General features: G+C 56.2%; 16 protein-coding genes. 12 read left to right on the forward strand and 4 right to left on the reverse strand.

What is annotated here, in order from left to right:
• Positions 1-402: 402 nt before the first annotated feature.
• The 3 genes from G5221_RS15950 (at position 403) to ptsG (ending at position 4,639) form a co-directional block, all read left to right on the forward strand.
• Entirely contained in the window at positions 403-1,722 is a 1,320-nt protein-coding gene (locus G5221_RS15950) for a maltoporin (RefSeq protein ID WP_302054505.1), read from the forward strand.
• Positions 1,723-1,813: 91 nt separating this feature from the next.
• Positions 1,814-2,785 (forward strand): MalM family protein, encoded by a 972-nt coding sequence (locus G5221_RS15955; protein ID WP_216951886.1) that lies wholly within the window; start codon positions 1,814-1,816, stop codon positions 2,783-2,785.
• Positions 2,786-3,208: 423 nt separating this feature from the next.
• Positions 3,209-4,639: a PTS glucose transporter subunit IIBC gene (gene ptsG, locus G5221_RS15960; protein WP_005338586.1), complete on the forward strand. Its 1,431-nt coding sequence runs from the start codon at positions 3,209-3,211 to the stop codon at positions 4,637-4,639.
• A 269-nt stretch (positions 4,640-4,908) separates the two neighbouring features.
• On the opposite strand, the gene G5221_RS15965 is transcribed toward ptsG, so the two are convergent.
• From G5221_RS15965 to map, 4 genes are all read right to left on the reverse strand, one after another.
• Positions 4,909-5,292: a DUF3461 family protein gene (locus G5221_RS15965; protein ID WP_005338583.1), complete on the reverse strand. Its 384-nt coding sequence runs from the start codon at positions 5,290-5,292 to the stop codon at positions 4,909-4,911.
• A gap of 126 nt (positions 5,293-5,418) precedes the next feature.
• Positions 5,419-6,246: a 2,3,4,5-tetrahydropyridine-2,6-dicarboxylate N-succinyltransferase gene (dapD, locus tag G5221_RS15970; protein WP_101530944.1), complete on the reverse strand. Its 828-nt coding sequence runs from the start codon at positions 6,244-6,246 to the stop codon at positions 5,419-5,421.
• Between the two features lie 173 nt (positions 6,247-6,419).
• The gene (gene glnD, locus G5221_RS15975) at positions 6,420-9,056 is read right to left on the reverse strand and encodes a bifunctional uridylyltransferase/uridylyl-removing protein GlnD (RefSeq protein ID WP_104015480.1); all 2,637 of its coding nucleotides are present in this window, start codon (positions 9,054-9,056) and stop codon (positions 6,420-6,422) included.
• An 85-nt stretch (positions 9,057-9,141) separates the two neighbouring features.
• Positions 9,142-9,930, reverse strand: coding sequence for a type I methionyl aminopeptidase (gene map, locus G5221_RS15980; RefSeq protein ID WP_421205927.1), 789 nt, complete (start codon positions 9,928-9,930; stop codon positions 9,142-9,144).
• 371 nt (positions 9,931-10,301) lie between these two features.
• Here map and rpsB point away from each other — a divergent pair, with 371 nt between their 5' ends.
• The 9 genes from rpsB to bamA all read left to right on the forward strand — a co-directional run bounded on the left by rpsB (position 10,302) and on the right by bamA (position 20,276).
• Positions 10,302-11,030 carry a 30S ribosomal protein S2 gene (rpsB, locus tag G5221_RS15985; RefSeq protein WP_204385178.1) on the forward strand — a complete coding sequence of 243 codons (729 nt, stop codon included), beginning with the start codon at positions 10,302-10,304 and terminating at the stop codon, positions 11,028-11,030.
• Positions 11,031-11,134: 104 nt separating this feature from the next.
• Positions 11,135-12,016 (forward strand): translation elongation factor Ts, encoded by an 882-nt coding sequence (tsf, locus tag G5221_RS15990; protein ID WP_204385179.1) that lies wholly within the window; start codon positions 11,135-11,137, stop codon positions 12,014-12,016.
• A 71-nt stretch (positions 12,017-12,087) separates the two neighbouring features.
• Positions 12,088-12,822: a UMP kinase gene (gene pyrH / locus G5221_RS15995; RefSeq protein WP_005343782.1), complete on the forward strand. Its 735-nt coding sequence runs from the start codon at positions 12,088-12,090 to the stop codon at positions 12,820-12,822.
• 48 nt (positions 12,823-12,870) lie between these two features.
• Positions 12,871-13,428, forward strand: coding sequence for a ribosome recycling factor (gene frr / locus G5221_RS16000; RefSeq protein ID WP_216951882.1), 558 nt, complete (start codon positions 12,871-12,873; stop codon positions 13,426-13,428).
• Positions 13,429-13,500: 72 nt separating this feature from the next.
• Entirely contained in the window at positions 13,501-14,277 is a 777-nt protein-coding gene (uppS, locus tag G5221_RS16005) for a polyprenyl diphosphate synthase (protein WP_227341180.1), read from the forward strand.
• A gap of 27 nt (positions 14,278-14,304) precedes the next feature.
• Positions 14,305-15,162, forward strand: a complete 858-nt coding sequence (locus tag G5221_RS16010) for a phosphatidate cytidylyltransferase (protein ID WP_227341179.1) — start codon at positions 14,305-14,307, stop codon at positions 15,160-15,162.
• On the forward strand, positions 15,162-16,358 hold the full coding sequence (gene ispC, locus G5221_RS16015) for a 1-deoxy-D-xylulose-5-phosphate reductoisomerase (protein ID WP_005338569.1): 1,197 nt from the start codon (positions 15,162-15,164) through the stop codon (positions 16,356-16,358). The genes G5221_RS16010 and ispC overlap by 1 nt, the downstream gene beginning before the upstream one ends.
• Positions 16,358-17,710 (forward strand): sigma E protease regulator RseP, encoded by a 1,353-nt coding sequence (rseP, locus tag G5221_RS16020; protein WP_227341176.1) that lies wholly within the window; start codon positions 16,358-16,360, stop codon positions 17,708-17,710. The genes ispC and rseP overlap by 1 nt, the downstream gene beginning before the upstream one ends.
• A 34-nt stretch (positions 17,711-17,744) precedes the next feature.
• Entirely contained in the window at positions 17,745-20,276 is a 2,532-nt protein-coding gene (gene bamA / locus G5221_RS16025) for an outer membrane protein assembly factor BamA (RefSeq protein WP_204385182.1), read from the forward strand.
• Positions 20,277-20,381: the final 105 nt, after the last annotated feature.

The following is a 20,381-nucleotide window of genomic DNA, read 5'->3' on the forward strand; positions in this document are numbered from 1 at the left end:
AGAATTCCATTGCCGTAATGGTTTCACGCGCACCGCAGACCCGTCATCCAAATAAAAGTTCCATCTTGAAAGCGATCTCAGTCATGTTTTTGTCATCTAACTACAAAATAATGACTTTGGTTCTATCGCGAATTAATTAATGATAACGCTTTCATGGTTGTTGTTGTTGTGTGTTTTTCTTTTTTTTCGGATTTTAATTGCGCAGTTAATGGCTTTTTTACTTGTTGTTGTTGTGGCGATCGTTTGCCGAGCGATTTGTCGCCATTTTGTGAGTCGCTTCATATTTGTCGTGAAATACGCTCCCTATAATCAACCTCGGTTATCACCAACAGGATTACATGGTGATAAGAAGTTGAATATTCAGGATCACACTCCTCACTGCGGGAAATAAGGAATATGACAATGAAAATGAAGTGGCTCCCGATTGCAGCAGCTGTTACTGCCGCCCTGGCTTCCCAAGCCGCCTTTGCCGTAGATTTCCACGGTTACTTCCGTTCCGGCGTCGGTGTTTCCGGCGACGGCGACATGGTTAAATACAACGTCAATAAAGTTGGCCGTCTGGGTAACGAAAATGATACCTACGGTGAAGTGCAACTGGGTCAGGAAGTATTCAACAAAGATGGTAAGACTTTCTATGTTGATTCCATGTTTGCCATGGCTTCCAACGGTTCAAACGACTGGGAAGGTACCGGTACTGTTTGTAACTTCGATGCCAAGCAGTGCAATGGTGATTCCGACTTCGCTCTGCGTCAGTTCAACGTACAAGCCAAAGGCTTGCTGAACTTTGCTCCTGAAGCAACCCTGTGGGCTGGTAAGCGTTACTATCAACGCCATGACATCCACATCTCCGACTTCTACTACTGGAACATCTCCGGTGCCGGTGCTGGTATCGAAGGCATCCAGGCTGGTCCGGGTAAAGTATCTTTCGCATGGGTACGCAACGATCGCAGCGCTGCCGATGTGTTTGGCCAGTACACCCAAACCGGAGTGGATGGCAACGGTAACCCGACCTATCAGAAGAATGAAGATCTGAACGTTAACACCTTGGATCTGCGTTATGCCGGCATCCCGCTGTGGACCGATGCGTCCTTGGAACTGGGCGTTGACTATGCTCTGGTCAATGAGACCAACGATCAGAAAGCACTGAAAAAGAATCCGCAAGATGGCGTGATGCTGACTGCTGAACTGACCGCTGGCATCCTCGGTGGTTTCAACAAAACCGTGCTGCAATACGGTACCGAAGGTTACTCCAAGACCATGGCTTTCTATGGCGATGGTTCCTGGTACGGCGCTGAAGCCAAAGACGGTGCTGACGGTTTCCGTATCATCAACTGGGGCGTTGTTCCGATGGGCAACTCCTGGGAGATGGGTCACCAGCTGGTTTACGGTGTAGGCAACGAAATGTGGGACGGCAACGACAAGTGGGAAACCATGTCTGTTGTTGTTCGCCCGATGTACAAGTGGGATGACTTCAACAAGACCATCTTTGAAGGCGGTTACTTCAAGGACAACAACAAGTCCACCAATGGCAGCGAAGACAAAGATGCCGGCTACAAGCTGACCCTGGCTCAAGCCTGGTCTGCTGGTTCCAGCTTCTGGGCCCGTCCGGAAATCCGTGTGTTCGCCTCCTACCTGGCTAACGACGAAGACAAGAAAGTCTTCGAAGGCAATACCTCCAAAGACACCTACCAGTTTGGTGTTCAAGCAGAAGCTTGGTGGTAAGCAAAAGTTTAAGTTAAGTTAGTGACTGCCCCCTTATGGGGGCAGTTTTGTTTCGCCGGATCACGGCCACCGGATTATGGAGATAAGAAAAATGAAACGGGTAAAGATGTCTATTGCAGCCGTAATCACTGCGCTATTAACCGGTTGTGCCGGAAACATGGTTGTTCCTCTGCAAGAACATGGCTCGATCTTGAGCGATGCAGATCAAGCCAAGCAAGCGTTGGCCAAAGCCTCAAGCTGCTGTGTGGCGTTTAAAGATTTCAGTTATGCCCCCTTGCCTGAAGGTGAGACCTTGCTGGCCATCGATGGCAAGCAACCCACTTTTCAGTTTGATGAGGGGATGAGTTACTTTGCGGCTTATCGCCTGCCGGCCAACACCGGTAATCTGGCGATCAGCCTGGCATCACAGGTGAGCAAAACCGTGATGGTGCCCAAAGTCATTATGCTGGATGCCGAGTTCAAGGTGACTCGCGTACTGGGTGAGTCTGTATTCAGTTATCAGCCTGCTCACCTGCTCGATAACGACCGTATCGAAGGGCGTCTCTTTGTTGACCGCAGCATGCCTGGCAACCCGGCCAGCGAAACATACATGATCGTCTATGCGCCTGCGGACCAACTCTCTGGCAGCACAACAATCCTTCATCCATCAAAAGCGTTTGCTCGTGCTAATGGTACCGTTGAGCCTGATATCAAGGATCCGGTGATCCCGCACTCCCCTTGGGGTTTGGTGCAGATCAAAGTCAAAGATATGGCCCGTGGAAGTGGTCTTGAAGCGGTATTCAAACCCGAATATGCCGATAAGGTGGCCATGAGCCAGGGTCAGCAGGTTGCCGCGATAGCGACGACTGCAGCCGTTACCACAACTACAACAGCTGCGGTCGCAGCCAAACCTGCTCCTGCCATGCTGAGTGAAACAGAAGCCTTCTACCAGAGCCAGATCGAAAAAGCGGTCAAGGCGGGGGATATCGACAAGGCGATGAAGCTGGTGAACGAGGCTGAACGGGCTGGTTCAACCAAGGCAAAAAGCGTGTTTATTGATGCGGTCAAGCGCTCGCAAAAATAGAGTAATACGACCGTTTGCTGGTCAGATATATTTGTTGAGGCCTCCCTTGTTGGAGGCCTTTTTAATCGGTAGACTGTAATAAATAAAAGTCGCGCCGTTACACTTGGTTACAATAGGTTGCCGTTTGATGTAAATGGTATTATTAAAATACAAAGTGAAACTGCTATTTATATGTCTTTGTAATAGAGTGATAATGCGGATTATTAATTTCTATTAGATGCGTTTTTTAGCCGCTAAACAAGTTGTGATCTTCCCTCCAAATTCAATATTCCCCCGCCTTCGAAAGCAGCAATTTATGACCCGCTGGGTTATATTCTGATGGTCAAAATAAACAAGCCCGACTCGAAGATATCTGAATGAATCAGTCCTTATTTCATCCAGATAGATCGTTCAGGGACGACAATCCATTCAGGAGCGCACACAATGTTCAAAAATGCTTTCTCTAATCTGCAAAAGGTTGGTAAGGCGCTGATGCTGCCAGTATCAGTCTTGCCAGTCGCAGGTATTCTGCTGGGGGTGGGTGCTGCCCACTTCAGCTGGATGCCGGAAATTGTCTCCCAATTAATGGAGCAAGCCGGTGGTTCCGTATTTGGCCAGATGGCCCTGCTGTTCGCAGTGGGTGTTGCTCTGGGCTTTACCAATAACGACGGTGTATCCGGTCTGTCAGCCATCGTTGGCTACGGCATCATGGTCGCAACCCTGAAGGTCATGGCACCTGTGATGGGTGTTGAAACCATCGAAACCGGCGTGCTGGGTGGTATCCTGGCCGGTGGTATCGCTGCCTGGGCGTTCAACCGTTTCTACAAGATCCAGCTGCCAGAATACCTGGGCTTCTTCGCGGGCAAACGTGCCGTACCCATCATCACCGGTTTCCTCTCCATCGGTCTGGGTGTGATCCTGTCCGTGATTTGGCCGCCAGTGGGTGGTGCCATCGGTGCCTTCTCTGACTGGGCTGCCAACCAGAACCCGGTACTGGCCTTCGGTATCTACGGCGTGGTTGAGCGCTCCCTGATCCCGTTCGGTCTGCACCACATCTGGAACGTACCGTTCTTCTATCAGGCTGGTACCTGCGTCAACGGTGCCGGTGAAACTGTTCACGGTATCATGACCTGCTTCCTGACTGCTGATGACGCTTCCCGCGCTGCCGGTAACGGTTTTGGTCAGCTGGCTGGTGGCTACCTGTTCAAAATGTTCGGTCTGCCTGCTGCTGCGTTCGCCATTGCTCACGCTGCCAAGCCGGAAAACCGCGCCAAGATCGTTGGTATCATGGCCTCTGCAGCCCTGACCTCTTTCCTGACCGGTATCACCGAGCCGATCGAGTTCTCCTTCCTGTTCATCGCTCCGGTTCTGTACGCAATCCACGCTGTACTGGCTGGTCTGGCTTATGTGCTGACCAACTCTCTGGGTATCGTACACGGTCACACCTTCTCCAACGGCTTCATCGACTTCGTGGTGCAATCACCGCGTGCCGACAACATGCTGCTGCTGGTTGGTCTGGGTCTGGTTTACGCGGCTATCTACTACGTCGTATTCAGCTTCGTTATCCGTGCCATGAACCTGAAAACCCCGGGTCGTGAAGACGAGACTGCTGAAGAGGCCGTTGGCCAAGGCAAAGACGAGATGTCTGCTGCTCTGGTTGCCGCCTTCGGTGGTAAAGAGAACATCGCTTCTCTGGATGCCTGCATCACCCGTCTGCGTGTTGGTGTGAAAGATGTTGCCAAGGTTGACCAGGCTGGTCTGAAGAAACTGGGTGCTGCCGGTGTGGTAGTGGCTGGTTCCGGCGTTCAAGCCATCTTCGGTACCAAGTCCGACAACCTGAAAACCGACATGGACATCTGGATGAAGAGCAACTAATCCTGTTGCCTGAATATCAGCGTGTTTGAAGAGGGAGGCGAAAGCCTCCCTCTTGCTATTTCTGGTTATGGATCGTGCGAGTCACAGCAGGTCGAACTCGGCAGGAGTCTCGTTACCCAAGATGCGATGTGTAACGGGATGCCCTATGTCGGCACAACCGCTGGTGTGCCTCGCTCGACTTATCGCATGTCATCACCTGATAAACCTATATAAAGTCAGCCAATAAAAAGAGCGCCACATTGGGCGCTCTTTAAGCAAGAGGGGGAGGGTTAGAGTTTCTCCAGATCCCGTTCGATTTCGCTGATCTTGTTTTGTACCACTTTTTCCAGATGGCGCAGGTCGCGCAGGATCTTTTGCTTGATGTCCGGGTCGGCCTGCTGATGGACGCCCTGGGTCAGGTTGTCCAGCTCATCCACCACATATTTGAGGTTGGCGTTGATCTCGGTGACATCCTTGTACTCATGGGTACCGGAATCGACCAGCATGGTCTTGCGCTGGCGTGGATACTTGAATTTGACACTCTTGGCGAAGAACTCGCCTTTCTGCTTCTTGAAGTAGATCTTGAGGATGTCGTGGTTGGCCTCCTGGCGCAGGGTATAGCTGTCGACGGAGGCGGGATCCTGGATCCCCAGGCTCTTCAGATTCTCGTACATCAGGCTTCCTCGGTTTGAAACGATCCTGTCCCATCCATCTTAACCGATGCCTCATGGCTTGCCTGTGACAGGGGCGCCAAAATGAAAAGGGCGCCATCAGGCGCCCTTTCATCACAGCAATGCTGATTACTCGTCGATGGAGCGCAGCAGGGCGTTGATGCCGACTTTGGCACGGGTTTTTGCATCGACCTTTTTGACGATCACCGCCGCGTAGAGGCTGTATTTACCGCACTTGGAGGGCAGGGAGCCGGAGACGACCACGGAGCCAGCCGGTACGCGGCCGTAGTGGATCTCGCCGGTTTCACGGTCATAGATGCGGGTGGACTGGCCGATGAAGACGCCCATGGAGATGACGGAACCTTCCTCGACGATCACCCCTTCAACCACTTCGGAGCGGGCACCGATAAAGCAGTTGTCTTCGATGATGGTCGGGTTGGCCTGCAGCGGCTCCAGTACGCCGCCGATGCCGACGCCGCCGGAGAGGTGGACGTTCTTACCGATCTGGGCGCAAGAGCCGACAGTAGCCCAAGTATCGACCATGGTACCTTCGTCAACGAAGGCGCCGATGTTGACATAGGAGGGCATCAGCACGGTATTGGGGGCGATAAAAGAGCCTTTGCGGGCGGTCGCCGGCGGCACCACGCGCACACCCGCTTCCTTGAACTGCTCGGCAGTGTAGTTGGAGAATTTGAGGGGAACCTTGTCGTAGTACTGGGTATCGTCGCCCTTAATGATGCCGTTGTCGTTGATACGGAACGAGAGCAGTACCGCCTTCTTCAGCCACTGATGAACAACCCACTCACCGGCGATCTTCTCGGCAACCCGGGCCTTGCCGGAGTCCAGCAGCTCGATGACTTGCAGGATGGCGGATTTGGTAGCGCTGTCCACAGTGCTCGGGGTAATGGTGTCGCGGCGCTCGAAGGCCGCTTCAATGATCTGTTGCAACTCGGTCATGACAGGTTTCCTTTAAAAAATTCTGTTTGTTGTATCACACTTTTCCGACTGTTTTTAAGTGGCTGACCGGAATTCTTCCGGCCAGCGACCATTTCTTTCATATTTCCCAGCCAACCATTTGTTTGGTATGGGAAAACGGAGGTGAAAACAGCCTCTTTCGAATCAGATCGCACTCACTCCATAGCAAATTGCTGCGGATTGAGCTGATGCACCAGCCGCTCTTCCAGCTGCAGTTGTTGCTCCGGTGTCAATGGCTCGCCATCGAGGCTGGTCAGACTGAAAAAGTCCTCGACCCGTTCGCCAAAGGTGGCGATCTTGGCGGCGTGCAGCGACAGGCCGCACTGCTGGAACACCGCGCCGATCCGCGCCAGCAGGCCGGGAGTATCGAGGGCGGTCAGCTCCATCAGGGTGTGGCGGCTCTCCCCCTTGTGCGGTAGAAAAACGACCCGGGTCGGCACGCTGAACTGGCGGTGGCGCCGTGACAGTGGCTTGTTGCGCAGCACCAGTTTGCCCGGCTCCTGCAGCGCCTTCTCCAGCGCTTTCTTGATGGTGGCGGTGCGGTTGGGACTGATGGGTTCGCCGTTGGGTTCGAGCACCACAAAGGTATCGAGCACGAAGTTGCTGCGCGAGTTCATGATCTGGGCGTCGTGAATGTTGAGATTCTTTTGATCCAGCGCCGAGGCGACGGTGGCAAACAGGTTCGGCGTGTCGCGGCAGTAGATGAACACCTCGCTGCCGCCGCGGGTCGGGTGTTTGCCGATCAGCACCAGCGGCGCCGGGTTGTCGCCATGCTCGATGATGTGGCGGCAGTGCCAGGCGATCTGTTCCGGGCTGTGACGCAGGAAGTAATCGGCCTTGAAGTCGCCCCAGAGCTGATTGATCGCCTCTTCCGGCACGTCGCGCTGTGCCAGCAGTTGCTTGGCCTGACGCTGGTTCTCGCGAATGCGCAGCCGCATGTCGGGCGGGTTCTCCAGCCCCTGGCGCAGTGCCTTCTGGGTCGCGAAGTAGAGCTCGCGCAGCAGGGTGCCCTTCCAGTCGTTCCACAAGGTGTCGTTGGTGGCGCAGATATCGGCCACGGTGAGGCAGTAGAGCAGGTCGAGATGCTGCTCGTCGCGCACCTTCTGGGCAAAGTCGGTGACCACGTCGGGGTCATAGATATCGCGGCGCTGGGCGGTGACCGACATCAGCAGATGGTGGCGCACCAGCCAGGCGACCAGCCGGCTCTCGTAGCGATCGAGGCCGTGCAGCTGGCAGAACTCCAGCGCATCGACGGCGCCAAGTTCGGAGTGATCGCCACGCCGCCCCTTGGCGATATCGTGGAACAGGGCGGCGATGCTGAGCAGCTCCGGTTTGCGCAACCGGGTGAACACCTCGTGGCAGAGCGGGTGGCTCTGACGATTGGCCGGGTTGGGAAAGCCGTGAATGTTCTTGAGCAGCCGATGGGTGTGCTCATCGACCGTGTAGGCGTGGAACATGTCGAACTGCATCTGGCCGACGATGAGGTTCCACTGCGGCAAGTAGGCCGCCAGAATGCCATACTTGTGCATCAGGCTCATCGGCAGGCCGATGCCGTTGGGGTGGCGCAGCAGCGCCATGAACAGGCGGCGGCACTCCGGCAGATCCTGCAGCCAGCAGTTGAGCTTGCGCCGCGCTTCGCGCAGCTGGCGCAGGGTAGCGGAGTGGATACCGGCAATCTCGGGATGCTGGGCCATCTGGTAGAAGAGGCGCAGGATGGCGGCGGGCTCGCGGGCGAACAGCTCGGCATCTACTGCATCGATGAGGCGGCCACGGAGCTGGAACTCGTCGGAGAGGCGGCGCACATCCATGGCGCTGTTGCCAAGAATCGCCTCGTCAAACAGTTGCAGCAGCATCTCGTTGAGCTCGGCGACCCGCCGCACCGTCTGGTAGAAACGCTTCATCATCTGCTCGATCGGCGCGTTGCCTTCCCCCTCGAAGCCCAGCATCTGGGCCACGGTGCGTTGGCGGTCGAATAGCAGGCGGTTGTCGCCCTTATTGATGGCCATGTGCAAGGCAAAGCGTACCTTCCAGAGGAAATTCTGGCAGTCGAGCAGCTCGCGGTACTCGGCGCGGTTGAGGAAGCCGTGACTGGTCATCTCGAACAGGGTGGTGGCACCGAAGTGGCGACGAGCGACCCAGGCGAGGGTCTGGATGTCGCGCAGGCCGCCCGGATTGCACTTGAGATCCGGCTCCAGCTTGTAGGCTGTGCCGAGAAACTGCTGGTGCCGCTCCGCCTGCTCCTGGCGCTTGGCGCGAAAGAAGGCTTCGCTCGGCCAGAAGTGTTGGGGGCCGGTCGCCTCCTTGAGTTGCCGGAAACCCTCCTTGCGGCCCGTGATGTAGCGCGCCTCTATGAGGTTGGTGGCGACCGTGATGTCGGCCTTGCCCTGCTCGATGCACTCCGCCACGTTGCGTACCGCCTGACCCACCTCGAGCTTGAGATCCCACAGCAGGGTGATGAACTCGCCGATGCGCAGCCCCAGCACTTCGTCCAGCTCGTCGCCGTCATAGAGGATCAGCAGGTCGATGTCGGAGTGGGGGTGCAGCTCGCCTCGGCCATAACCACCCACCGCGATGAGGGTGAGGTCGCTCTTGTCGAAGCCAAACTTCTGCCAGAGGCGGCAGAGCAGTTGATCCATATATTCGGAGCGGGTGGCAACCAGCTCGATAATGTTGTCACCGGCATCGAAGCGGGCGTGCAGCCAGCCGAGAAAGCGGCTCAGGTACTCTTTGCAGTTGTCGCGGGTGAGCTGGTCGTCGGGTAACAGATGGGGGGAAAGCAGGCTGGCGTCCATGGCATCTCACACACAAGTGGCAGGCATATGGCTGAAACGGGCAGTAAAAACCCCGGCGCTTTTCGCTAAGGGCCGGGGTTCGATGTTAGCTGTGTTTGATGACGCGGTCGATAGTGTCGTCGGGGCGCAGGGTCAGCACTTCGCAGCCATCTTCGGTTACCAGCAGGGTGTGTTCCCACTGGGCGGAGTCGCCGCCATCCTTGGTAGTCACGGTCCAGCCATCCTTCGGATTGACCTTGCAGTGGTACTTCTTGCTGTTGACCATCGGCTCGATGGTGAAGCACATGCCCGCCTTCAGCTCCAGCTTGCCGCCGTTGCGGTAGTGGAGGATCTGCGGCTCTTCGTGGAACTCGGCACCGATGCCGTGGCCACAGTAGTCACGCACCACGGAGAACCCGGCCTTCTCGACGATGGGCTGGATCACGGCGCCGATCTCGGTGATGCAGGCGCCCGGGCGCACCTTCTTGATGGCGGCGTAGAGGCTCTCTTGCGCAATCTTGCAGAGCTGACGACGCAGCGGGGTGGTCTCGCCCACGATGAACATGGCGGAGGTGTCGCCGTGGTAGCCATCCTTGATGACGGTGATGTCGAGGTTGATGATGTCACCATCACGCAGCTTCTTGTGGTTCGGGATGCCGTGGCAGATCACATCGTTCACCGAGGTGCAGATGGATTTGGGGAAGCCGTGGTAGTTGAGCGGAGCCGGGATAGCCTGCTGCACATCAACGATGTAGTTGTGGCAAAGGGTGTTCAGTTCGTCAGTGGTGACGCCAGCTTTGACATGGGGCGCAATCATGACCAGCACATCGGCGGCCAATTGGCCGGCAACGCGCATCTTTTCAATCTCTTCCGGTGTCTTGATTTTAATGGACATGGGATCTCTCTTGGGACCTGATCGCGCATCTATCGATGTCCGGCAATCAGGTAATGAAAAATAGATGCGTTTGCAATCAGGCCAAAATTTTATCCGCAACCCCCGCGTACTTCCAGTGTGATTGTCATCACAGCGTCAAATGGCAGTCGCAACCTCCTCTGGCGGGATCCAGATTTACACCTGTTTAGAGTGTCGGCCGGTGGTGTCCTGAACAAAGTTATGGTATAAAGCGCGCCGGAATGGGGAACTTGCGTCCCGATTTCATCACCCTTACTTAAACAACACACACACATCGACACATATGCCGGGGTGCCTTAACGGGTCGGTTATATGGGATGTGTGGAGGCCTAACCCCAATACAGAGGTATAAAATGGCTAAAGTTTCTATGCGCGACATGCTGCAAGCCGGCGTTCACTTCGGTCACCAGACTCGTTACTGGAACCCGAAAATGAAATCCTACATCTTCGGTGCCCGCAGCAAAGTTCACATCATCAACCTGGAAAAAACCGTTCCGATGTTTGACGATGCCATGAACTTCATCAGCTCCGTAGCTGCCAAGAAAGGCAAGGTACTGTTCGTAGGTACCAAGCGTGCCGCGTCTGAAGCCGTAAAAGAAGCCGCTGAGCGTTGCGACCAGTTCTATGTTAACCACCGCTGGCTGGGCGGCATGCTGACCAACTGGAAAACCGTTCGTCAGTCCATCAAGCGCCTGAAAGATCTGGAAACCCAGAGCCAGGACGGTACCTTCGAGAAGCTGACCAAGAAAGAGGCGCTGATGCGTACTCGCGAAATGGAAAAGCTGGAGAAGAGCCTGGGTGGTATCAAGAACATGGGCGGCCTGCCTGACGTTCTGTTCGTTGTCGATGCCGACCACGAGCACATCGCTATCAAAGAAGCCAACAACCTGGGTATCCCGGTAGTTTCCATCGTTGATACCAACTCCAACCCGGACGGCGTTGATTACGTCATCCCGGGTAACGACGACGCTATCCGTGCCGTACAGCTGTACCTGAATGCTGCTGCTGACACCGTACTGGAAGCTCGCGAGCAGGACATCGTTGTTCAAGCCGAACAAGATGGCTTCGTTGAAGCTGAGTAATTGATAAGGTCTGCAAAGCCCTTATTAACCAAGCTGATGTAATTGGTTAGCAGGGGCCCTTGTGGCCCCTGTTTCTTGTCAATTCAAGACCGAGGATACTGGACATGGCAAACATTTCTGCCGCCCTGGTAAAAGAACTGCGCGAGCGCACCGCCGCTGGCATGATGGATTGCAAAAAAGCACTGGAAGAGGCCAACGGCGATATCGAGCTGGCCATCGAGAACATGCGTAAATCCGGTCAGGCCAAAGCCGCCAAGAAAGCTGGCCGTATCGCCGCTGAAGGTGTGATTTTCGCCCGTACCGAAGGCAAAGTTGCCGTCATGATCGAGCTGAACTGCGAGACTGACTTCGTTTCCAAGGATGCCGGTTTCCTGGCCATGGGTCAGAAGATCGTCGAGATCGCAGCTACCCAGAAGATCGCAGACGTTGATGCGCTGAAAGCCGCTGATTTTGGCAACGGCGAATCCGTAGAGCTGACCATCACCAACCTGATCGCCAAGATCGGTGAGAACATGAACCTGCGTCGCGTGATGCTGGTTGAAGGTGACAACCTGGGCACCTACGTTCACGGTTCCCGCATCGGTGTTATCACCAAGCTGACCGGTGGTTCCGACGAACTGGCCAAAGATCTGGCCATGCACGTTGCAGCCAACAGCCCGCAATTCGTCAAGCCTGAAGATGTATCTGCTGAAGTCGTTGCCAAAGAGCGCGAAATCCAGATCGACATCGCCATCAACTCCGGCAAGCCGAAAGAGATCGCCGAGAAGATGGTTGAAGGTCGCATGAAGAAGTTCACCGGTGAGGTTTCCCTGACTGGTCAGCCGTTCGTGAAAGATCCTTCCATGACTGTTGCCGAGCTGCTGAAGAAAGAAGGCGCTGACGTTGTCTCCTTCACCCGTTTCGAAGTGGGCGAAGGCATCGAGAAGCAAGAGACCGATTTCGCTGCTGAAGTTGCAGCCCAAATCGCGGCCGCTCAAAAGGCCTAATCGAACCGGTTTTTCCGTTTCCCCAGACCGCGACTTATGTCGCGGTCTTTATATGACCAGGAATCAGTGACATGAGTACCAATCCCAAACCTGCATACAGACGTGTTCTTCTGAAGTTGAGTGGTGAAGCCCTGCAAGGATCCGAGGGTTTCGGCATTGATCCGGCAGTGCTGGAGCGGATGGCCCAAGAGATCAAAGAGCTGGTTGAGCTGGGTGTTCAGGTCGGTCTGGTCATCGGTGGCGGCAACCTGTTCCGTGGTGCCGGTCTTGCCAAGGCGGGCATGAACCGCGTGGTGGGCGACCACATGGGTATGCTGGCAACCGTGATGAACGGTCTGGCCATGCGTGATGCTCTGCATCGTGCTTATGTGAATGCCCGTCTGATGTCTGCCATTTCCCTGCAAGGGGTTTGTGATTCCTACAGCTGGGCCGAGGCAATCAGCCAGCTGCGTGCAGGCAAAGTGGTGATCTTCTCTGCCGGTACTGGCAACCCCTTCTTCACTACCGATTCTGCAGCTTGCCTGCGCGGGATCGAGATCGAAGCCGATGTAGTGCTCAAGGCCACCAAGGTTGATGGTGTATACAACGAAGATCCAGTCAAGAATCCGGATGCCGTGCTGTACCATGAATTGAGTTATGATGAAGTTCTTGAAAAAGAGCTCAAGGTGATGGATCTTGCTGCTTTTACTCTGGCACGTGACCATGATCTGCCGATCCGGGTGTTCAACATGAACAAGCCGGGCGCTTTGCGCCGGGTTATCATGGGTGAGCCGGAAGGTACCCTGATCCATTACGTCAGCAAATAATATAGATGCGAGCCGCATGGCGGCTCGTTCGCCAAAAGGAAAACCGCTGTGATCAACGAGATTAAAAACGACGCCAAGGAGCGTATGGGCAAGAGTGTCGAATCACTCAAGACCCAGATGTCCAAGATCCGTACTGGCCGTGCTCACCCGAGCCTGCTCGACGGCATCCAGGTTGAGTATTACGGTGCTGCCACTCCGCTGAAACAGTTGGCCAACGTCGTGGCAGAAGATGCTCGCACCCTCTCCATCTCCATTTTCGACCGCTCCATGATCCAGGCGGTAGAGAAGGCGATCCTGACCTCCGATCTGGGCCTGAACCCCTCCAGCAATGGCCAGACCCTGCGCGTGCCGCTGCCGCCGCTGACCGAAGAGCGCCGTCGCGACCTGACCAAGATCGTCCGTGCCGAAGCGGAAAACGCCCGTGTTGCCGTGCGCAACATTCGCCGCGATGCCAACGCCGACCTGAAAGCGCTGCTGAAGGACAAAGAGATCTCCGAAGACGACGACCGTCGCGCCCAGGAAGAGATCCAGAAGCTGACTGACTCCTACATCAAGCTGGTCGATGAGGCTCTTGCTGCAAAGGAGAAGGAGCTAATGGAAATCTAAGCGCCTGAAAGGTATATTACGAGCGCCGTGTAGTGCCCCTGCACGGCGCTTTTGTCTTTGTGGGAGAAAACCATGTCGCTTTTGGCTGCGTTGGGTGATTGTGCCAACTCGTCTTTACCCCGTCACGTCGCCATCATCATGGATGGTAACGGTCGCTGGGCCCAGAACCGAGGCAAGATGCGGGTTTATGGCCACAAGGCGGGCGTCAAGTCAGTGCGCGAGGCCGTTACCTTTGCTGCGCGAGCCAAGATCGAGGCATTGACCCTGTTTGCATTCTCCAGCGAAAACTGGCGTCGTCCGGAAGGGGAAGTCAGCGCCTTGATGGAGCTGTTCATTACCGTGCTGGGCCGCGAGGTGAACAAACTTCACAGTCACGGGATCCGGCTCAGGGTGATTGGCGATACCGCTCGCTTCAGTGATCGGTTGCAGGCCAAAATCGCCAAGGCGGAAGCCTTGACCGCCAATAACAAGGGATTGACCCTGAACATTGCAGCCAACTATGGCGGCCAGTGGGATATCGCTCAGGCGGCTCGCAAGCTGGCCCGCGCGGTTGTTGCCGGTGAACTGGCCGCAGACGACATTGATGAATCCATGTTGACCCGCGAGGTTTGCATGGCCGATCTGCCACCCGTGGACCTGTTGATCCGCACCGGTGGCGATCATCGCATCAGCAATTTTGTTTTATGGCAGCTCGCCTATGCAGAGCTCTATTTTACCCCGGTATTGTGGCCCGATTTCAACGAGGCCGAGTTCAGTGAGGCGGTTGCCTCTTTCGTTGCCCGCGAGCGTCGCTTCGGTTGCACGGGTGAACAGATACGGGAATTGATCGCCGAGCAGCAGACCGGCTAAACCCCGCTCCCAAGAGAGAGGTTTCTTTTGCTAAAACAACGAATTATTACTGCTTTGATGTTGATCCCCCTGGTGTTGGGGGCGCTCTTCTTTCTGCCATTGAAATTTTTTGCCCTGTTGGCAGCGCTGGTGTTTTTGTTGGCCAGTCGCGAATGGAGTGGGTTTGTCTCTGCTGCTCCGCAGCAATGGTTACCCATCGTATTTTGTCTGTTGCTTGGTGCCAGCCTCTTTTGGCTGCCGGTGGAGCAACTCTGGACGCCTCACCTGCACCCCCTCGTGATGGGCGTGCTCTGGACCGCGGTAAGCTGGTGGTTGCTGGGTCTGCTGCTGGTGCTGCGTTATCCCCAAAGCGCCAAGCTGTGGAAAGAGTCTCTCTGGCTCAAGTCCCTGTTTGGTCTGGTGACCCTGGTTCCCTTCTTCTGGTCGCTGGTCGCCATCCGTGGTTACAACTTTTACCATGACCCCATGATGGGCGCCTGGATCCTGTTGTTCGTGATGGGACTGGTCTGGGCGGCAGATTCTGGCGCGTATTTTTTCGGTAAGGCGTTCGGTAAGCACAAGCTGGCACCGGCTGTGAGTCCGGGCAAAACCATCGAAGGGATGTGCGGCGGCCTCTTTACCGCCAGCCTGCTGGCCATCGGTGTCACCTGGTCGATGGGATTTGTTCCTGCCAAGATGATCACCGTGCTGTTTTGCTCTCTGCTGGCGGTGCTAGCCTCCGTACTCGGCGATCTGACCGAAAGCATGTTCAAGCGCGAGGCGGGCATCAAGGACTCCGGCACCCTGTTGCCGGGTCATGGCGGCATTCTCGACCGGATCGACAGCCTGACCGCCGCCCTGCCGGTGTTTCTGCTCAGTTATCTGCTACTCAGTCAGGAGTTTTGATGCACAAGTCACTGGTTATTCTGGGGGCCTCTGGCTCCATTGGTCAGAGTACCTTGAAAGTGCTGCGCCATAACCCGGGCAGTTGGCAAGTATTGGCGTTGACCGCCGCCCGCAACGTGGATGCCATGTTGCGGGACTGCCTCGAATTCTCCCCCCGTTTTGCCGTGATGGTCGATGAGGATGCCGCCCGTGAACTGGCTGCCCGTCTGAAAGCGCACGGCAGTGCGACCCGGGTCATGTCTGGTGCAGCAGCCCTCTGCGAGGTTGCCGCTCACCCCGACGCCCATAGCGTGATGGCCGCCATCGTCGGTGCGGCCGGACTGGCCCCGACCATGGCCGCGGTACGTGCCGGCAAGCGTATTTTGCTGGCCAACAAGGAGGCGCTGGTGATGTCCGGTGCTTTCTTCATGGAGGCCGTTCGCGAGCATGGTGCCGAGCTGCTGCCCATCGACAGCGAACACAATGCCATCTTCCAGTGTCTGCCGACTGCCGTGCAGCGCCAGCCCGGTTTTTGTGATCTGGCGGCGGCGGGGATCAGCAAGATTTTGCTGACCGGTTCTGGCGGCCCGTTCCGTTACACCGAGATCAGCGAGCTGGCCAAGGTGACGCCGGCGCAGGCTATCGCTCATCCCAACTGGTCGATGGGGGCCAAGATTTCGGTCGACTCCGCCACCATGATCAACAAAGGGCTGGAGTACATCGAGGCGCGCTGGTTGTTCAATGCGGCGCCCGAGCAGATCCAGGTGGTGATCCACCCGCAGTCGGTGATCCACTCCATGGTGCAGTACAAGGATGGCTCCGTGCTGGCTCAGCTTGGCAATCCGGATATGTGTACCCCCATTGCCCATGCGCTGGCTTATCCCAATCGCATCCCCTCCAGTGTGGAACCTTTGGATTTCTTCAGTGTCGGAGAGTTCAGCTTTATCCGGCCTGATTATGATCGCTACCCCTGTCTGGCGCTGGCCATCAATGCCTGCCAGAAGGGACAAGCGGCGACTACTGCGCTCAATGCGGCCAACGAGGAGGCGGTTGCCGCCTTCCTGGCCGGGCGCATCGGTTTTATGGATATTGCCCGGATCAACGAGGCAGTGATGCTGGCGCTGGAGAGCAGCGCCGTCGGCTCGCTCGATGATCTGTTTGCCCTTGACGGTGCGGCAAGAGCCCGTGCTCACACTTTGATTGAGGAGCTTGGCTGATGGGCGGTGTGTTGTGGAATATCGGTGCTTTTGTTGTTGCGCTAGGCCTGCTGGTCGCGGTGCACGAGTTTGGTCACTTCTGGGTGGCCCGTCGTTGTGGCGTCAAGGTTGAGCGCTTCTCTATCGGTTTTGGCAAGGCGATCTGGCGCCGGATGGGTAAAGATGGCACCGAATATGTGCTGGCGCTGATCCCGCTCGGTGGTTACGTCAAGATGCTCGATGGCCGGGTCGATGAACTCAAGCCCGGTGACGAGCAGTATGCCTTCAACCACAAGAGTGTCTGGGCGCGGATGGCGATTGTCGCCGCAGGTCCCATGGCCAACTTCGTGTTTGCCCTGTTTGCCCTCTGGCTGATGTTTATCATCGGGGTGCCGAGCGTCAAGCCGGTGATCGGTGAAGTGCGTCCGGCATCCATCGTGGCCGAGGCGGGTGTGCTGCCCGGGATGGAGATTGTCGGGGTCGGCGATGAGCTGACCGGTGACTGGGAGAGCGTCACCTACGCTCTTATAAGTCATCTGGGTGATGATACAGTGACTCTCAAGGTGCAGGCACCCAATACCAGCTATGCCACCGATAAAACCTTGTCGCTGACCGGCTGGACCTTCGATCCGGATAAAGAGTCGCCTATCGGCAGCTTGGGGATCGTCCCCCTGAGTGGCAAAGTGCTGCCAGTCGTGGCTGCAGTGGTGGCCAAGAGTGCCAGTGAAAAGGCGGGGCTGCAGGTCGGTGACCGTATCAAACAGGTCGGCGATCAGCCTATTACCGCATGGGCCCAGTTTGTCGAACTGGTGCAGCAGGCACCGGGCGAACCCCTTCAAGTGGTGGTTGAGCGCAACAACAGTGATCTCAACGTGACCCTGACCCCGGATAGCCGCAAGGTGCAGGGCAAGCTGGTGGGATTCGTCGGTCTCTCACCGCAACTGGTTCCATTACCGGATGAATATCGAATTCTGTTACAGTATGGGCCTTTGCAGGCGCTGTGGCATGGCGCGGACAAGACCTGGAGCCTGATCACGCTCACCTTTGACATGATTGGCAAGTTGATCGGTGGCATCGTGTCGCTGGACAACCTGAGCGGCCCCATCTCCATTGCCAAGGGCGCCGGCAGCAGTGCCGACTATGGTCTGGTCTATTTCTTGAGTTTTCTGGCGCTGATCAGCGTCAACCTGGGGATTATCAATCTATTCCCCCTGCCGGTGCTCGATGGTGGCCATCTGGTCTATTTCCTTATCGAAGCGGTCACCGGCAAGCCGGTATCAGAGAAAATACAGGAAGTGGGTTTCAGGATCGGCGCCGCCATTCTGATGTTATTGATGGGCATTGCGCTGTTTAACGATTTCGCTCGCCTCTGAGGCCAGAGCATCAACAAGGACACATAAGAACAAAATGGCTGTTAAAAAAGCATTGGTGTTGAGTTGCCTGCTGGGTGCCAGTTTCCTGGCCCAGGCGGCCCCTGCCTCTTTTGTGGTGCAAGATATCCAGGTCGAAGGTCTGCAACGGGTGACCCTGGGTGCCGCACTGTTGAACCTGCCGATCCGGGTCGGTGATACCGTCGACTCCGTGGCTCTGGCCAGCGCCATCAAAAAGCTCTATGCCTCGGGTAACTTCGAGGATGTGAAGGTTTACCGTGACGGCCAGGTACTGCAGGTGATGGTCAAGGAGCGTCCGACCATCTCCAGCATCGAGTTTGCTGGCAACAAGGATATCAAAGAGGAGCAACTGACCCAGAGTCTGGAGTCCTCCGGTATCCGTGTGGGCGATCCGCTGGATCGCACCGTGCTCACTTCCCTCGAGAAGGGACTGGAAGATTTCTACTATGGCGTGGGTAAATACTCCGCCAAGGTCAAGGCTATCGTCACCCCGTTGCCGCGCAACCGGGTCGACCTCAAGTTCACCTTCGTGGAAGGTGAAGCGGCCAAGATCCAGCAGATCAACATCGTCGGCAACAGCGTCTTCCCTGAAGAGAAGCTGATTGCCCAACTCTCCCTGCGCGACGAAGTGCCCTGGTGGAACTTTACCGCCGACCAGCGCTATCAGAAGCAAAAACTGGCCGGTGATATCGAGACCCTACGCTCCTACTACATGGATCGCGGCTATATCCGCTTCCAGCAGGAGTCTACCCAGGTCTCCATGACCCCCGACAAGAAGGGCGTCTATGTCACCCTCAACATCAAGGAAGGGGATCAGTACAAGGTCTCCGGTGTCCAGCTCAAGGGTGACCTGATCGATCGCGGTGGCGAGATGAAGGGATTGATCCCGATTGCTGCCGGCAGCACCTACTCTGCCAGTCAGGTGACTCATACCGAAGAGGTGCTCTCCAAGTTCCTCGGCCGTTACGGCTACGCCTATCCGAAAGTGGTCACCTTCCCGCAGATCAATGACAAAACCAAGGAAGTGGAGCTGATCGTCAACGTTGAGCCGGGCCCCCGTGTCTATGTGCGCAATATCAACTTCAGCGGTAACGCCACCACCGAAGATCAGGTGCTGCGTCGCGAGATGCGCCAAATGGAGGGCACCTGGCTCTCCTCCGACAACATCGAGCAGTCCAAGAGCCGTCTCAACCGTCTCGGTTATTTCGAGAGTGTAGAAGTGGACACCAAGCGGGTGCCGGGCAATGATGACCTGGTTGACCTCGACTTCAAGGTCAAGGAGCAGCCAGCAGGCTCCATCAACGCCGGTATCGGTTACGGCACCGAATCGGGTCTGAGCCTGCAGGCGGGGATCTCCCAGGACAACTTTATGGGTACCGGTAAAAAGGTCTCCATCAACGCCAGCACCAACGACTACTCCAAGAACGTCGATCTGAGCTACAACGACCCCTACTTTACCGTGGATGGTGTCAGCCTGGGTGGTCGGGTCTACTACAACCAGTTCCGCGCCGATGATGCCGATATCGTTGATTACGAGAATGAAACCATCGGTTTCCGTCTCTCCAGCGGCTTCCCGGTCAATGAGTTCAACCGTCTCGACTTCAGTACCGGTATCGAGAGCACCAAGCTGAGCCGTCCGTCATTCAATGCCCAGAACTATCAGGAGTGTCTGAAGGACAATCCGGATACTGATGGCAATACCTACTGCTGGGATCAGTGGAATGATAACCGCCAGTCGGTACAGATGGATCAGTTCTGGAATGCTTACTCACAGGATGGTTCCAACCTCGATTTCGTGACCGTTGATGTCACCGCTGGCTGGACCCGCTCTACCCTGAACAAGGGGATGTTCCCGACTTCTGGCGATCGTCAGCGTATCAACGCCAAGGTGACCGTACCGGGCATGGAGCTGCAGTACTACAAGCTCTCAGCCGAGGATGCCCACTACTTCCCGCTCGATGCGGATCACAGCTGGGTAATGATCGGCAAGGGTCGTGTCTCCTACGGTAACGGCTATGGCGATGACTCCATGCTGCCGTTCTTCGAGAACTACTATGCGGGTGGTTTCGATACGGTGCGTGGCTTCAAGAGCAACACCATTGGTCCCAAGGCGATCTACAAGACCTACAACAAGCCGGGTGCTGGCAGTTGCACGGGTTCTCAGCCGTGTGAAACTGGTTACTACGAAGGTTCCGACACCTCGGTGGGGGGCAACGCTCTGGCCGTCGCTTCACTGGAGCTGGTCTTCCCGACCCCGTTCGTCTCCGAGACCTATCGTCCGCAGATCCGTTCCACCGTCTTTATGGACGCAGGTACCGTCTGGAGCACCGATTTTGCCAACGGAGCATATCCTTGCGCCGCCGGTTCTGATTGCAACTATCTGAGCCAGGACTACTCCAACCCGGGCAATATCCGGGTCTCTGCCGGTGTCTCCCTGCAGTGGCTCTCGCCGATGGGGCCGCTGGTGTTCGCCTTGGCCAAGCCGATCAAGAAATATGAAGGGGATCGCACCGAGTTCTTCTCCTTCAACATCGGTCGTACTTTCTAAGCAGAGTTTCGCCCCCACCCATGCGGTGGGGGTCTTCAATGATGGGACGCGCGGTATGCGTGCCTCACCAGGTAACAAGACGGTCCTAACGCCGCTTGCATAATC

The sequence above is a fragment of the Aeromonas sp. 602200 genome (assembly GCF_049173895.1).
GTDB lineage: Bacteria > Pseudomonadota > Gammaproteobacteria > Enterobacterales > Aeromonadaceae > Aeromonas > Aeromonas veronii_A.

Bases quoted from the DNA above. Each gene is read 5' to 3' on its own strand.
- G5221_RS15950 (WP_302054505.1), top strand. From the start codon at position 403: ATGAAAATGAAGTGGCTCCCGATTGCAGCAGCTGTTACTGCCGCCCTG.
- rseP (WP_227341176.1), top strand. From the start codon at position 16,358: ATGGGCGGTGTGTTGTGGAATATCGGTGCTTTTGTTGTTGCGCTAGGC.
- pyrH (WP_005343782.1), top strand. From the start codon at position 12,088: ATGAGTACCAATCCCAAACCTGCATACAGACGTGTTCTTCTGAAGTTG.
- ptsG (WP_005338586.1), top strand. From the start codon at position 3,209: ATGTTCAAAAATGCTTTCTCTAATCTGCAAAAGGTTGGTAAGGCGCTG.
- bamA (WP_204385182.1), top strand. From the start codon at position 17,745: ATGGCTGTTAAAAAAGCATTGGTGTTGAGTTGCCTGCTGGGTGCCAGT.
- dapD (WP_101530944.1), bottom strand. From the start codon at position 6,246: ATGACCGAGTTGCAACAGATCATTGAAGCGGCCTTCGAGCGCCGCGAC.
- uppS (WP_227341180.1), top strand. From the start codon at position 13,501: ATGTCGCTTTTGGCTGCGTTGGGTGATTGTGCCAACTCGTCTTTACCC.
- rpsB (WP_204385178.1), top strand. From the start codon at position 10,302: ATGGCTAAAGTTTCTATGCGCGACATGCTGCAAGCCGGCGTTCACTTC.
- G5221_RS15955 (WP_216951886.1), top strand. From the start codon at position 1,814: ATGAAACGGGTAAAGATGTCTATTGCAGCCGTAATCACTGCGCTATTA.
- ispC (WP_005338569.1), top strand. From the start codon at position 15,162: ATGCACAAGTCACTGGTTATTCTGGGGGCCTCTGGCTCCATTGGTCAG.
- map (WP_421205927.1), bottom strand. From the start codon at position 9,930: ATGTCCATTAAAATCAAGACACCGGAAGAGATTGAAAAGATGCGCGTT.
- tsf (WP_204385179.1), top strand. From the start codon at position 11,135: ATGGCAAACATTTCTGCCGCCCTGGTAAAAGAACTGCGCGAGCGCACC.
- glnD (WP_104015480.1), bottom strand. From the start codon at position 9,056: ATGGACGCCAGCCTGCTTTCCCCCCATCTGTTACCCGACGACCAGCTC.
- G5221_RS15965 (WP_005338583.1), bottom strand. From the start codon at position 5,292: ATGTACGAGAATCTGAAGAGCCTGGGGATCCAGGATCCCGCCTCCGTC.